We start from the raw sequence: 14,271 nt of genomic DNA, 5'->3' as shown, positions 1-14,271 counted from the left end.
AATGGTATGTGTCCAAAGTTCCAATGAATAGTAATGGTAAAGGTAAAACCAATTGGAATGATATACGCCATTTTTCATCTTTTTTAAGATATTTAAAAATAATGTAATTAGTCATTTCCATGTGGAAAGGGAGGATAACTTTGAAACAAGTGAATCGTTTTATCCGGAGTGTTACATTTCTAATGCTCGCATTTCTCATTTTTAGTGGGCAGGCTGCTTTTGCGTCATCTTCATTAACATCACAATCCACGCCAGACCTTCTGATTCGGCAGATCATGGGTTTAGCCTATGAATCCCAGCAAACCATTAACAGTGGCCCATTTTCTGTAGGTGATTCGTTGAAGAAAGTGGAAAAAGCCTGGGGTGCACCGGAAGATTTAAGTACCGTTGCGGCCAATTATTGGTCCCATAATATCCGATTCCTCTATGACGGTTCAACAGGTAGAAAAACGATTACCGCCATTGATGATTTTGATCCGCAATTGCAAACCATCCATTTATCCATGTTGAAGGGATTGGTTGGTGAACCTGTAAGTGAAGTGGAGCAAGAAGGGATGTACTATGTCACTTATATCGATTACGCAAATTATAAAGTCGTCTTCGTGTTTGAAAGTGCCTGGATTAACCCTGATCCAAGATTGAATATGTATACGGTTGAATTTGCGTCAGATAATAATTGATTCTGATCCTGATCCTACTTTATTTAAAGAAAATGAGGAAACCTAAAAAGATACGTAAGAATAATCTTTTCATAAACTCAGACCCAGCAATTAAGCTGGGTCTGAGTTTATAGACCAAAGGGGTTCCATCTGCATTTTTAAGCAAAGTTGATTGGAAAGGAGGGTACGAGACTCCTGCTTAGAAAAGTGCGTCCAAGGGAGACCCCACAGGAGCCAAGAGCTCCGAGGAGGCTCCCGGACCGCCCGCGGAAAGCGAGTGCCTGGAGTGGAAACCAACGCTCATATTTTACACTCCCTCAAAAAAATGTAGGCATTCTAAATTTGTATCAAGTTTGTCTAAAGTCTGAGACCCAGCAATAAAAAAGGATCGTCCCTTTATTGCAGGGGGCGATTCTTTGCTGTATATCTTTAAATGGTTTCTTACCACCGGGAGAATTTTGTTTAAGAATCTGATCTTACCGTTCTATTCAATATTGTTCAGCCATACATTAAAAAGATGTAAATAGAATAATTAAGGGGGAACTGCTTTGTCAGAAGGTGTGCATAGTATCATTTTACCTGTTTCAATTAAAACTGTATGGGGATTTGTAAGTAGTATAGATCGTTGGGCACCTCTTGTCCCAGGATATATCAATCATGAGATGGTAAATGAGTGGACACTCATATGGGAGTTTAAAAGCGATTTGGGATTAATGAAGAAGAAAATTAAACTTGAAGTGAATATATTGGAATGGATTGAACTCGATAAGGTAACATTTAAACTTAAGGGATTAAATGAAAAATTTGATGGGCATGGCTATTTTTTAGCAGAACAGTGCGGAAGTGGACAGACTAAAATGACTGGCTGCCTGGCGATTACGGCAAAAGGAGCCAAAGCCCCTATCGTCAATGCTTTGTTAAAAACCTACGTTCCCCAAATGACGATCGAGTTTTCTGAGGCAGTTGCACAAAGTCTCCTAGTACAAAAATAGAATTACATATTGGGGCTATGATTATTGAATAATATTGACACTTGACAATTATACCTAAGTGGTATGTATTATAAATTGTATGATTTTTATCAAACCTTCATTTCAACTGAATAGGTTTAATGATGGATGTTTGGATAGGATAAGATAAATAAGTAATAGGCAGGGTAGGAGGCCTCACATGGAATATGATAAGCAAGTAAAAAATAGAGTGAAGCGAATTGAAGGACAGCTTCGTGGGATATTGAAAATGATGGAGGAAAACAAAGATTGCAGAGATGTAGTAACGCAGTTATCTGCCACTAGATCTGCAATTGATAGGACAATTGGGGTAATTGTAAGTTCAAATCTTGTAGAATGCGTCCGGGAGGCAAATGAATCCGGAGAAAAGAATCCCGAAGAGCTAGTGAAAGAAGCTGTGAATTTATTAGTGAAAAGCCGATAAGCAATTATATTTTATTGTTATTGTTGAATTGGAATTTTTAAGACAAGGATTAAAAACAATCTGACCAATCTGAGAAATTCCAGTGTCCAGGGTGGATGGATTTTTTTTAAATGGGCCTCTACAAGAAGAGGTCCATTTTTGTGAATTCTCTGTTTTCATTACTGATAAGCAAATCCTTTGATATAAAGAATTTGCATGATATCCTTAAAGGGATAAAAATTGAGTGAGGGTATACTATGGAATTTACGCATGTTACATCGGTTTTGCTCGGCCTCGTCATCATTCTAAATATTTTATTTGCCACGATTGTCATATTTTTTGAAAGAAGGGAAGCGAGCACGACCTGGGCTTGGTTATTGGTGTTATATTTTCTGCCTGTAGTCGGTTTTATCTTATATCTCCTTTTTGGAACGAGTTTAAGGCACGCCCACCTATTCCAATGGGAGGACAAGAAGAAAATCGGGATTGAAGAAATCCTTGATAAACAAATGGAAGAGCTTTCAATGGATCATTTTCCATTTCGAAATGCTTCTTCAAGTAATTATCGTGATTTGATTTATATGCATCTCCGGAACAATGATGCCGTGCTTACTGAAGATAATCAAGTCGATATTTTTACGGAAGGAAAAAATAAGTTTGAACAGCTTTTTAAAGATATTGAAGCGGCCGAAAACCATATACACATACAATACTACATCATTCAAAAGGACGGCCTGGGTAAACGATTCATTGAGGCTTTGACTAAAAAAGCGAATGAAGGCGTCAAAGTTCGGCTGCTTTATGACGAGCTGGGTTCGAGAGGGATGACTAAAAGTTTCTTCAGGGAATTTAGGCAGGCTGGAGGAAGAGTGGAGGCATTCTTTCCATCCAAGTTAAAATTTATAAATTTACGGCTGAATTTCCGTAACCATCGAAAGCTCGTCATCATTGATGGAAAAGTAGGATATGTTGGAGGCTTTAATGTTGGGGATGAATATTTAGGGCTTAATCCAAAATTCGGTTTTTGGCGTGATACACACCTTCGAATAAAGGGTTCGGCTGTCAAAGCCATTCAAACCCGTTTTATCCTGGATTGGAATCAGGCATCAAAGCACCATGATATAACTTATCAACCTCATTATTTCCCTGTTTTAAAGCCTCAAGGCAATATAGATTTGCAAATAGTGACAAGTGGGCCTGATTCTGAATGGGAACAAATTAAAAATGGCTATATTAAATTAATATCTTCAGCAAAGAAATCGATTCTCATTCAAACACCTTACTTCATACCGGATGCAAGTTTATTGGATGCACTCAGGATTGCCAGCTTATCAGGGTTAGATGTAAAAATCATGATTCCGAATAAACCTGATCACCTTTTCGTTTATTGGGCAACAACTTTCAATGCAGGGCAGTTATTAAGAGCGGGAGCTAAAATATACATCTATGATAACGGCTTTATTCATGCGAAGATGATCGTGGTCGACGAAGAGGTCTCCTCGGTGGGGACAGCTAACATTGATGTCCGAAGTTTTAAATTGAACTTTGAAGTCAATGCCTTCATTTATGATGAAGGAATGGCCGAGACACTGACAAGGATCTTTTATAAGGATGTCGAAGTCTGCAGGCAGCTTACAATTGAAGAGTTTGAAAAGCGTTCAAAATGGATTCGTTTTAAAGAGTCCATTGCAAGGCTGGTATCACCCATATTATAATTTTTAAAGTTGCGGACCATTATTATATAGGCCGCTCAGACTGTAGACAAATTCGCAGAAGACGAGTTTGCCTGCAGTTTTTTTTATTTGAAAAACGTTCCAATCAGCGTTCAAATTTTACAAACCCTCAAAAAAAGTTCTAGCCTGATTTCATAAATCCGCTCCCATTCGACGGACTGTCTGCTAAGCCTCATCAAAGCTAGCATCTTGCGGGGTCTTGGCTAGCCAGTTTTTCGGCAGGGTGTCGTAAATTTCTTCAATTTAATGAGGGTTTCATTCCATATTAAAAGGTATAAATTCATGAAGGATAACCAATTCTTCTTTTTATTATCATTGTTCAGGGCAGTCCATTCCGAACCCCATTTTGTATGAAGAAAAGTGAGTTTCCCTATAGTATTCAGTTGATTGGAACGGAAGGTACGAGACTCCTGCGGGAAAAGCGTTTCCAAGGGAGACCCCACAGGCGCAAAGAGCGCCGAGGAGGCTCCCGGACCGCCTGCGGAAAGCGAGTGCCTGGAGTGGAAATCATTTCACAACCCCTCTTTCAGAAACCACCTTTTCGGTAAGAGTGTCGCAAAATTCTTCAATCTAATGAGGATTTATTACATATAAATGAAAAAAATCATGGAGTATAGCCAAGAGTGTTTTAAAATTATAGTAATCATCTTCGGTATGAATAGTGAAAGGGATTCGGCAGGAGACCATTTCATACTCCATTTTGGTACAATAGTTTATATCCATAAAAGGGGGAAATGCCGTGAAAACGTTTATAATCACAGGAGCTTCAAAAGGTTTAGGTGCTGCCATCGCCAAAGGATGTTTGCAGACGAGTGATCATTGCATTTTAGTTTCCCGTACAGCCCATCCTGAAATGCAGCGGTTGGCTGACAGATCCGGGACGAAACTTACATTTATTTCGATGGACTTGAATGAAACTGAAAAGTTACCTACCTTAGTCAACGAGATTCTTGCTGCTGTAGATGAAACAAGTGACATTTTTTTCATTAATAATGCAGGTGTCATTGAACCGATAAAGCCGGTAGGAAACCTTGGCATAGTAAATTTGGAAACAAGCATGCGGGTGAATTTCATGGCACCCGTCGTATTGGCTGATGAATTCGTTAAACAGACAAAGGACTGGAACAGAAAGAAGGTAATGGTCAACATATCTTCAGGAGCAGCAAAAAACCCTTACCATGGCTGGGCAGCCTATTGCAGCACTAAGGCTGGGCTAGAAATGTTCACACGGGTTGCAGGGTTGGAACAGGATAAAACATCTTTCCCTACGTCTCTCATTTCTTTTTCTCCAGGTGTAATGGATACGGAGATGCAAGGGACAATCCGCTCAGCAGACGAACGGGACTTTTCCGATCGAGACAAATTTCATGAATATAAAGAAAAGGGCATGTTAAGAAGCCCCGAATTTGTGGCAGGTAAACTTTTGCAGCTTCTTGAAGCGGAAGATTTGGAGAATGGGAAGTTCTACGATATTAAGAATTTACTTTGATGTATGGGAGTATGTGAAACGAAAAATCAACTGATGGCTTATAGCTTGGGGTTGTCCCTTAGGACAGCCTCTTTTTTTCGTGATCCTTCATTCCAGTTAAAATAACGTTTAAAAAAGAGGTTATCATCTTTAGGAAATGTGATAATGCGTTCTATCCAATTACCTGATTGACATAAACTTTTTTGGAGGGAGTTTGGAGGGTTTTGAATGACGATCGTTATTGTGAAAAAAGGTGACAGTCTTTGGGGAATTGCCACGAAAAATAAAGTTGACCCATCGAAGATAATTGAAGTCAACGGATTGGAATCAACAAATTTGGTTCCTGGCCTGGCATTGTATATTCCTAATGAAAAAGCGGTGAATCGAAGGTATCTAATTAAAAGTCAGGATACCCTTACTAGAATCGGCAGTCGTTTTGGTACAAGTGCAGCGGCAATCTTGGAGGCCAATCCAGGAATCGTTGCAAACTCGCTAAAAGTCGGTACGGAAATTTTGATTCCTTCCCCTTACAAAAATCAATTGATTACGCTGGGTTTTGCCTTCCCGACTTCAGGTGGAGTAGTGTTTGAAACACTTGAGCAGAATGGTGATAAATTATCATATTTAGCGATTGTAGCTTATTCGTTTACAAGGGAAGGAAATGCTTACGTTGATGGTGATGATCTCCCTCTTATTGCGAAATGCGAGCAGACAGGTGTGAAGCCGCTACTGATGATCCGGAACTTTCAAGGTGGTGATTTTGATGCTGATTTGGCTGGTGATGTCCTTGCCAGTTCAGTATACAGAGCGAATTTAATCAATAGTATGCTGAATTTCGTTAGGGAGAAAGGCTATGGCGGTGTCAGTATGGACATCGAATTCATCCCACCTGCCAGGCGTTCAGATTATGTGCTTTTTTTAAAAGAATTGAAGGAGGGGTTAAACGAACTGATCCTGCATGTAAACGTACATGCAAAAACAGCGGATAATCCTGATAATCGAATTGTAGGTGGGCATGATTATCGGGGGATCGGAGAGGCAGCCGACCTTGTTGCCGTGATGACCATTGACTATGGGTATCCAACTGGCCCGCCTGAACCCATTTCCCCACTTTGGTGGATGGGAGAGGTTCTTCGTTATGCTTTGTCGACCATACCTGATTATAAACTGCAGTCGGCATTTCCGATGTATGGATACGATTGGATAATACCAAGCAACGAGACGAAAGCATTATCAGCTCAAAATGCCCAAAATCTTGCCATTGCAACTGGCACTGAAATAACCTTTGACACTTCAGCGGCTTCACCTACCTATTCATATCGAAGTGAGAATTCGAACCATGTCGTTTGGTTTGAAGATATTCGATCGATAAGCGCAAAATATGAAATGATTGATGCATTTGAACTGGTAGGTGCAACTTATTGGCAGATTGGTTTGGAATTCCCGCAGAATTGGGCGTTTATAGATAAGAATATCTGGATTATCAAATAGGATGAATGGGTGCCAGGTGGTGAAAAGAAGCGTTATATATTTTTTTTCCTTGTTTGGTTGTGCAGCAGCTTTAATCAGGGGTAAGTCAATCACGCTAAGCAAGATTTTAAAGAGAGACAATATTCTTCGAAGAGCCCTTGAAACATAAAAAAGGAGCCATGGAAAACCAAGGCTCCTTTTTTATTGGTGAATCGAATGGAATGCATCATCTAGGAATATTAGATGACTGACTTGACAGTGATTGATCACATTTTTTCCCTTGTAGGTCCTTCCTTTTAAACATTGCATAAAGGAAGGCAAGGAATATCAGGCTGGAAGAAAATTGGAACGTTGTTTTGACACTGTATGTTTCCGATATATAGCCTAATAGTAAGACAGAGCCGGCAAATGTAAGATTGATGACAGCTCCCCAAACGGCATGAATTTTTGCAAGAGTCTTTTCCGTTGCATGGTCTTGGAATAGCTTGGTGTAGATCACTTCCCGGATTTGTTCTGGCAGACCGTACAGGCATGCCAGCAGCAAAGCCAAAGCTGGAATACTGGTAGTTCCAAAAAGCAGGATCAGCAGTGAACTGAGAAATAGCCCTAAAGTGATGAAGAAGCCAATATATTTTTCTAGTAACTTGGCAAAACGGATGACGATCAATCCACTGACAATCATGCCGACAAAGTAGCTTGTGTTAATGTATCCCCACCACTCCTCACCAAGTTGCAGGTTCTGTTCTACATATAAATAGATAACGGCAGCCACCCACACGCTTGAAGCTAAAGTAGTTATAAAATCAATGGAAATGAGTGTACGGATAGTTGGGATTTGGCGAATCGCAACCCATCCGGATTTAATGGAACCCCAGTTTGTCGGAGCAACAGAGTCCGTCGGTTGTTCAGGGATTTCGATTCTCACTGTATAGATCGTTGAAACGGCAAAAAACATGACCGTAAGCCAAATGATGAAGCTGCTGTTAGTGCTTATCAATAAGACGGAACCTAGTGGCCATCCTGCTACAAAGATGGTCTGGGTAATCACATTCAAGAAACCATTCGCTTTCATCCGTTCATCTTTTGGAACCAATTGAGGAACCAAAGCTGCGCTGACCGGGGCAGCGACTCCATCCAATAATGAAATCAAGGCAATGAAGAGAATGACGGCAACAGAAAAACCATGATTGAAACTTGTTATATAGATTCCTAGGAAAACGAGTAAGATGGTTTTCCACCCTTGAGATTGTACAAGGATTCTTTTTAAAGGAAACCTGTCAATGACGAGGGGGGCAAGGAAACTGCTGATAAACCGAAAAATCGTTGTAGTGAACGGAAGCAAACTCAAATAAAAGGCAGATCCCGTCAAGGTATATAATAGTGAAATCAACCCGACTACATAAAATATATCCCCTAGATTTGCAAACGCCTGACCAATCCAAAGGCATCGAAACGATGTTTTTTTCATGAATACCATCCTTTTACGATAATAAAGTTCATGGATATTTAGAATGGTTATTTTTTTTACACTGGATTCACTCCTTCATTTAATAGATTGCATGAGCCGGGTTGGGCTGTTTTATAGATGATTTTACCATATTATGAAATCGAGGGTTCTGAAATGCTTGCTGAATATTGAAATTGGAATTATACTCCTTAATATATGTAAAAAAGGAGAAAAATTTGATGATTCGACGTTTTGCTTCATATTACCTGCCGCATAAGCGGTTATTCATTATTGATTTCTTCAGTGCAGTGGTCGTGGCTGTACTTGAACTTGCATTTCCGCTAGCTGTTCAGTGGTTTATAGATACACTGCTGCCTGGCGACGATTGGTCTGCAATTGTTTCGGTAAGTGCCGGTTTGTTCCTCCTTTATATCATTAGTACCTTCTTACAGTTCATCGTAGGGTATTGGGGTCACAAATTGGGTATCAATATTGAGACTGATATGCGTGAGGAGTTATTTGAGCATGTGCAAAAACAATCCTTTCGTTTTTTTGATAACACGAAAACCGGCCATATCATGAGCCGCATAACCAATGATCTGTTCGATATTGGTGAACTTGCTCACCATGGTCCTGAAGATTTATTCATTGCCTTCATGACTTTTTTAGGTGCATTTTGGATTATGTTGACAATCAATGTGAAATTGGCACTCATATCGGTTTGTATATTACCGTTCCTCGTTTTATTAATTGTCATAAGTAATTTAAAGATGAATAAAGCGTGGAAGAAAATGTATACAGAAGTTGCCGATGTAAATGCCCGTGTGGAAGATAGCGTCTCAGGGGTGAGGGTTGTCCAATCCTTTACTAATGAAATATATGAAATGAAAAGATTTTCTACTAATAATCGCAAATTCCGTAAAGCGAAACTTCTTGGATATAAGGTAATGTCCTTTAGCCTATCAGGCATTTACATGATGACGAGGTTTATGACCCTTGCCGTGTTGGTGATAGGAGCTTGGCTAACTTTTCATGGGCAGCTCTCTTATGGTGAACTGGTTGCATTCGTCTTATACGTTAACGTATTATTTAAGCCGATCGACAAAATCAGTGCGTTGATGGAACTCTATCCAAAAGGGATGGCCGGCTTTAAACGTTTTACGGAACTTCTGGATATCGCGCCTGATGTCGTGGATAAAAAGGATGCAATAGAGGTAACAGCCCTTTTGGGTGATATTTCCTTTAAAGACGTTTCCTTTAACTATGAAGATAAAAAGCAGGTTTTAAAAGGTATTGACCTAACAGTTAAAGCGGGTGAAACCATCGCTTTTGTCGGACCTTCAGGAGCCGGGAAAACGACCATATGTTCATTGATCCCACGATTTTATGATGTTAATGCCGGCTCGATTTCCATTGATGGAATTGATATTCGTGAGATGACGAAAAAGTCATTGCGCTCACAAATTGGCATTGTCCAGCAAGACGTGTTTCTTTTCACGGGAACTGTAAAAGAGAACATTGCGTACGGAATGCTTGACGCATCGGATGAACAAATTCAAGAAGCCGCAAGGAAAGCCCATTTGGAGACTTTCATTGAAGGACTTCCAGAAGGCTATGAAACTCAAATAGGTGAACGCGGCTTGAAATTATCAGGAGGACAAAAACAACGAATTGCAATAGCAAGGATGTTTTTGAAAAATCCGCCAATATTAATTCTCGATGAGGCAACCTCTGCACTCGATACCGAGACGGAAAGAATCATTCAGCAGGCTCTTACTGAACTAGCTGAGAACAGAACTACGTTAGTCATCGCACACCGTTTGGCAACCATTCGAAACGCTGACAAGATCGTCGTTGTTACGGAAGAAGGAATTGCTGAAGAGGGCGGTCACGATGACCTACTCAAGCAGGGGGGCATTTTTGCCAATCTGCATCAATTACAATTTCAAAAATGATAAAAAGCTATATGTCCTTAAGGACATATAGCTTTTTTAATAGAATGGGATGGAGTTCAATCAATAATGATCTCTACTTAAAATTCCAAAAAGGAATCAAACATATTCCTACACCAACTTAAGGAATACAATCCTTTAACAGATCTAGGTTGCGCGGGAATGATGGCTTATTAGCAGGCTATTCGTTCAAATTGAGGCGAAATCTAATAGGATAGCCTATAACAATAGGATTACCTGTGCATACAATAAAGGGTAGACGGAGAGGCCATAAACCAGATAAGAGTAAGGAGTGTAAATCGTGAAAGTAATGACCATTTTAGGGACTCGACCTGAAATCATCAGATTAAGTCTAATTATAAAGAAGCTGGATCAATATGCCGATTCACATATTCTAGTACACACAGGACAAAATTTCACCGAATCCTTAAGTGAAATATTCTTCCAACAGCTAAAGGTTCGAACCCCTGATTATGTCTTGTTGAATCAACAGCAAACTCTTGGTGAACAGTTAGCGGCCATATTTAAAAAATTAGAGGTCATCCTATTAACTGAAAAGCCCGACAAAATATTAGTATTGGGGGATACAAACTCCGGACTCAGCTCTATCTTAGCAGAAAGAATGGGCATACCAGTTATTCATATGGAAGCAGGGAACCGTTGTTTTGACTTGGAGGTGCCTGAAGAAAAAAATCGTCGTATTATTGATGCGGTTTCAAGCTTTAATTTACCTTATACTCCTCAAAGTAAAGAGAATCTCTTGAAAGAAGGTATCCCGAGTAACAAAATATATTTATCGGGTAACCCCATTTACGAGGTCTTGAACCATTACGACAATGAAATCGAGCAAAGTTTAATATTGGACAAATTGAATCTAAATAAGGATGATTATTTCCTCGTTACAGCCCATCGTGCTGAAAATGTTGACTATGAAGACCGTTTGGTGGAGATTATGAAGGGCATTAATTTAGTTGCCGAATCCTATCAAAAAAGAATCATATGCAGTTTACATCCCCGGACAAAATCCCGCATTGAGCTCAGTCCCAAATTAGAAATGCATCCATTAATTGAATTTAATGAGCCATTTGGTTTCTTTGATTTCGTAAAGCTTGAAAAAAATGCATTTTGTGTGCTTACCGATAGTGGAACCGTTCAAGAGGAATGTTGTTTGTTCCATGTACCGACCGTTACGATACGAAAAACAACGGAAAGGCCAGAAACCATTGAGTCGGGCAGCAATATGTTATCAGGAATTAACGCTAAACAAATCGTAAATTGTGTGAAGGTTATGGTTAACCAGCAAAAAGACTGGACTTTTCCAGAAGGCTACGACCATAAAAACGTTTCAGATAAAGTGCTTAAAATAATACTGGGAGGCCATGAAATTGATTAAAGATCGAACAATATTGGTAACAGGCGGTACAGGCTCATGGGGATATGAATTGGTTAAGCAGTTATTGGATTTTGAACCGAGTGAAATACGGATTTTTTCTAGAAATGAAACCAATCAATTTACAATGAAGCAAGAGTTTGATAATAATCCGAAATTACATTTCATAATCGGGGATGTAAAAGAGAAGGAGGCTTTATTGGAAGCTTGCCAAGGTGTTGATTATATTTTCCACTTGGCAGCGTTAAAGCATGTTCCTGTATGTGAGGATCAACCCATTGAAGCTTTAAAGACGAACGTAATTGGAACACAGAATGTTATAGAAGCCGCTATAAGCTGTAATGTACATTCGGTTGTTAATATTTCTACGGATAAGGCTTCAAATCCGTCCAACTTTTATGGCCTTTCAAAGGCGATGGCAGAAAGACTGATCATACACGCTAATACATTAAACACCAAAACAAGATTTGTTTGTATCAGGGGCGGAAACGTGCTTGGCACAAATGGAAGTGTCATTCACGTTTTTAAAAAGCAGATTAAAGAAAAGGGGAAAATTGGAATAACCGACTTGAACATGACGAGATTCTTTTTAACCGTTGAAGAAGCGATTAAATTGGTTTTTAAGGCAACCTTTGAAAGCATTGGCGGAGAAATTTTCGTAATGAAAATGCCGTCCTGTAAAATTATTGATCTTGCTCAAGTATTGATTGATTCTTCTGATGTGGAAAATGTTGAAGTGGATATCCTAGGTATAAGGCCTGGAGAAAAATTGCATGAACTCCTCCTCTCCGAATACGAAAGTAAAACAACGATTACTTTTGATGATGAGTACTTTGTTATTCTTCCTACAATCCAATCAGAAGAATTGAAGGAACATTATTCAAAATATAAACCTGTAAACTTATTGAACTACAATTCGAGCAAAGAATTGATGAGTAAAGTCGAAATCAAAGAGATATTACAAAAAGGCAGGTTTATTTAAATGAAAGTACTAATCCTTGGCGGAAAAGGGATGGCAGGACACGTAATAACAGCTTATTTTCTACAAAATCCACAGTATAAAGTGTTCTATACATCAAGGGACCCTGAAGATAAGGAGAGTATCTACCTAGATATTACTATCCCAACAATGTTGGAGGAAATCATTGAATCTATAAAGCCGGATATTATTGTTAACTGTATTGGTATATTAAATGATCATGCAAGCAATAATCCAAAGCTGGCTTTTCAGGTAAATAGCTTATTGCCACATGAGCTGGTCAAATTAACTGACCGGAACAAGGGTAAATTAATTCATATTAGTACAGATTGCGTGTTTTCGGGAACGAAAGGAAATTATACGGAGGATGATATTCCTGACGGTACATCTTTATATGCCCAATCAAAACAACTGGGAGAAATCATTAGCGATAAACATTTAACTATTCGTACCTCAATTATCGGTCCAGAGTTAAAAGAAAATGGCATAGGGTTGTTTCAATGGTTTATGAAGCAAAGGAATCAAATTAATGGTTATGAGAAAGTTATGTGGAATGGAGTAACGACACTTGAGTTAGCTAAAGCCATTGAATCATTTATTGAGAATAACGTAACGGGCTTATATCATTTAGGTTCTGAGAATAAAGTGTCAAAATATAATCTATTGAAATTAATCAAGAGGACCTTTAATAAAACAGATGTTGAGATTTTACCAGACTCACATATCATACAGGATCGAACAATAAAAAATACAAGGAACGATTTTTATTATCAGATTCCCACTTATGAACATATGCTGAAAGAATTAAAGAGTTGGATGGAAAAGTAATGAGCCAGATGCCTAAATTATTAATTACTGGGGCAAGCGGGTTCACTGGCCAGCATGCGTGTAATCACTTTGTAAACGCAGGTTTTGCTGTTACTGCTGTATCTAGAAAGGGTTTTGGAAATGGTCAAGTTCATACAGAGTTGTGTGATCTAACAAACAAGGAAAATGTAGGTGAATTAATAAAGAAAGTGAAACCCGATTATCTTCTTCATTTAGCAGGGCAAAACCATGTAGGAAAATCATGGATTGATCCTGTTTCATCTCTGGAAGCAAATGCAATGTCAACCCTATATTTAATTGAAGCACTTAGGCAAGAAAATCCAGCCTGTAAAGTAGTTATAGTCGGTTCAGCGCTGGAATTTGACCCCCAGAATATTTCAACCCTAACACACCCTTATAGTTTAAGTAAAACTCTTCAGGTACTTATTGCCCAATCATGGGGAGTACTTTACAACATGAATATCGTAATTGCTAAGCCCTCAAACTTGATTGGTCCCGGAATATCAAATGGTGTTTGTTCCATATTTGCAAAAAAGATAGTCGATATGGAAGAAAATAAAGCTGAAAAAGTACTTGAAGTGAGTAACCTTCAAGCAAAACGGGATTTTGTAGATGTAAGAGATGCGGTAAATGCATATGAAATTATTTTAACCCAGGGGAAACCAGGTGTAATCTATGATATTGCTTCTGGGAATAGCCACTCTTTAGGAGAAGTAATCACCGGTTTTAGAGCCTTAACAACCATTGAATTTGAAGTGAAGTCTAAAATAAAGGATCAGGAAGAAGGCAGGGTTGAAATCTTACCAGTGGAAATCGTGAAATTAGGTTGGAAACCAGTTCTTTCATTGAAGTCATCCTTAGAGGATATTCTTTATTTTTATCGTAAAAATAAACTCTGAATTCAAAGGCAGATAAAATATTCAATCAAAAAC

At 38.9% G+C, this 14,271-nt stretch carries 12 protein-coding genes; 11 read left to right on the top strand and 1 reads right to left on the bottom strand.

The window, feature by feature from the left end; translation table 11 throughout:
• Positions 1-149: 149 nt before the first annotated feature.
• The 6 genes from BW986_RS19315 (at position 150) to BW986_RS19285 (ending at position 6,764) form a co-directional block, all read left to right on the top strand.
• The gene (locus BW986_RS19315; RefSeq protein ID WP_260320908.1) at positions 150-680 is read left to right on the top strand and encodes a YjgB family protein; all 531 of its coding nucleotides are present in this window, start codon (positions 150-152) and stop codon (positions 678-680) included.
• A 527-nt stretch (positions 681-1,207) separates the two neighbouring features.
• Positions 1,208-1,651 carry an SRPBCC family protein gene (locus BW986_RS19310; protein WP_076369762.1) on the top strand — a complete coding sequence of 148 codons (444 nt, stop codon included), beginning with the start codon at positions 1,208-1,210 and terminating at the stop codon, positions 1,649-1,651.
• A 178-nt stretch (positions 1,652-1,829) separates the two neighbouring features.
• Complete coding sequence (locus BW986_RS19305; RefSeq protein ID WP_054395644.1) at positions 1,830-2,093, top strand: metal-sensitive transcriptional regulator; 264 nt, start codon at positions 1,830-1,832, stop codon at positions 2,091-2,093.
• Positions 2,094-2,329: 236 nt separating this feature from the next.
• Positions 2,330-3,787 carry a cardiolipin synthase gene (cls, locus tag BW986_RS19300; RefSeq protein ID WP_076369760.1) on the top strand — a complete coding sequence of 486 codons (1,458 nt, stop codon included), beginning with the start codon at positions 2,330-2,332 and terminating at the stop codon, positions 3,785-3,787.
• A gap of 757 nt (positions 3,788-4,544) precedes the next feature.
• The gene (locus BW986_RS19290; RefSeq protein WP_076369756.1) at positions 4,545-5,294 is read left to right on the top strand and encodes a (S)-benzoin forming benzil reductase; all 750 of its coding nucleotides are present in this window, start codon (positions 4,545-4,547) and stop codon (positions 5,292-5,294) included.
• A 207-nt stretch (positions 5,295-5,501) separates the two neighbouring features.
• On the top strand, positions 5,502-6,764 hold the full coding sequence (locus tag BW986_RS19285) for a LysM peptidoglycan-binding domain-containing protein (protein ID WP_076369754.1): 1,263 nt from the start codon (positions 5,502-5,504) through the stop codon (positions 6,762-6,764).
• Between the two features lie 205 nt (positions 6,765-6,969).
• Here the strand turns inward: BW986_RS19285 and BW986_RS19280 are convergent, their stop codons facing one another.
• Positions 6,970-8,211, bottom strand: a complete 1,242-nt coding sequence (locus BW986_RS19280; protein WP_076369752.1) for an MFS transporter — start codon at positions 8,209-8,211, stop codon at positions 6,970-6,972.
• 218 nt (positions 8,212-8,429) lie between these two features.
• On the opposite strand from BW986_RS19280, the gene BW986_RS19275 reads away from it, so the two are divergent.
• The 5 genes from BW986_RS19275 to BW986_RS19255 all read left to right on the top strand — a co-directional run bounded on the left by BW986_RS19275 (position 8,430) and on the right by BW986_RS19255 (position 14,238).
• Positions 8,430-10,145 carry an ABC transporter ATP-binding protein gene (locus BW986_RS19275; RefSeq protein WP_076369750.1) on the top strand — a complete coding sequence of 572 codons (1,716 nt, stop codon included), beginning with the start codon at positions 8,430-8,432 and terminating at the stop codon, positions 10,143-10,145.
• A 298-nt stretch (positions 10,146-10,443) separates the two neighbouring features.
• Entirely contained in the window at positions 10,444-11,535 is a 1,092-nt protein-coding gene (gene wecB, locus BW986_RS19270) for a non-hydrolyzing UDP-N-acetylglucosamine 2-epimerase (protein ID WP_076369748.1), read from the top strand.
• Positions 11,522-12,514, top strand: coding sequence for a polysaccharide biosynthesis protein (locus tag BW986_RS19265; protein ID WP_397222647.1), 993 nt, complete (start codon positions 11,522-11,524; stop codon positions 12,512-12,514). Before wecB ends, BW986_RS19265 begins: the two co-directional genes overlap by 14 nt.
• Positions 12,515-13,339, top strand: a complete 825-nt coding sequence (locus tag BW986_RS19260) for a dTDP-4-dehydrorhamnose reductase family protein (protein WP_076369744.1) — start codon at positions 12,515-12,517, stop codon at positions 13,337-13,339.
• The gene (locus tag BW986_RS19255; protein WP_076369742.1) at positions 13,339-14,238 is read left to right on the top strand and encodes an NAD-dependent epimerase/dehydratase family protein; all 900 of its coding nucleotides are present in this window, start codon (positions 13,339-13,341) and stop codon (positions 14,236-14,238) included. Before BW986_RS19260 ends, BW986_RS19255 begins: the two co-directional genes overlap by 1 nt.
• Positions 14,239-14,271: the final 33 nt, after the last annotated feature.

It is taken from the genome of Peribacillus simplex, from assembly GCF_900156045.1.
Classification (GTDB): domain Bacteria; phylum Bacillota; class Bacilli; order Bacillales; family DSM-1321; genus Peribacillus; species Peribacillus simplex_D.
This window is presented reverse-complemented; position numbering and strand designations above follow the sequence as displayed.

Coding starts and splice junctions, on each gene's coding strand:
- BW986_RS19305 (WP_054395644.1), top strand. CDS start 1,830: ATGGAATATGATAAGCAAGTAAAAAATAGAGTGAAGCGAATTGAAGGA.
- cls (WP_076369760.1), top strand. CDS start 2,330: ATGGAATTTACGCATGTTACATCGGTTTTGCTCGGCCTCGTCATCATT.
- BW986_RS19285 (WP_076369754.1), top strand. CDS start 5,502: ATGACGATCGTTATTGTGAAAAAAGGTGACAGTCTTTGGGGAATTGCC.
- BW986_RS19280 (WP_076369752.1), bottom strand. CDS start 8,211: ATGAAAAAAACATCGTTTCGATGCCTTTGGATTGGTCAGGCGTTTGCA.
- BW986_RS19275 (WP_076369750.1), top strand. CDS start 8,430: ATGATTCGACGTTTTGCTTCATATTACCTGCCGCATAAGCGGTTATTC.
- BW986_RS19265 (WP_397222647.1), top strand. CDS start 11,522: ATGAAATTGATTAAAGATCGAACAATATTGGTAACAGGCGGTACAGGC.
- BW986_RS19260 (WP_076369744.1), top strand. CDS start 12,515: ATGAAAGTACTAATCCTTGGCGGAAAAGGGATGGCAGGACACGTAATA.
- BW986_RS19255 (WP_076369742.1), top strand. CDS start 13,339: ATGAGCCAGATGCCTAAATTATTAATTACTGGGGCAAGCGGGTTCACT.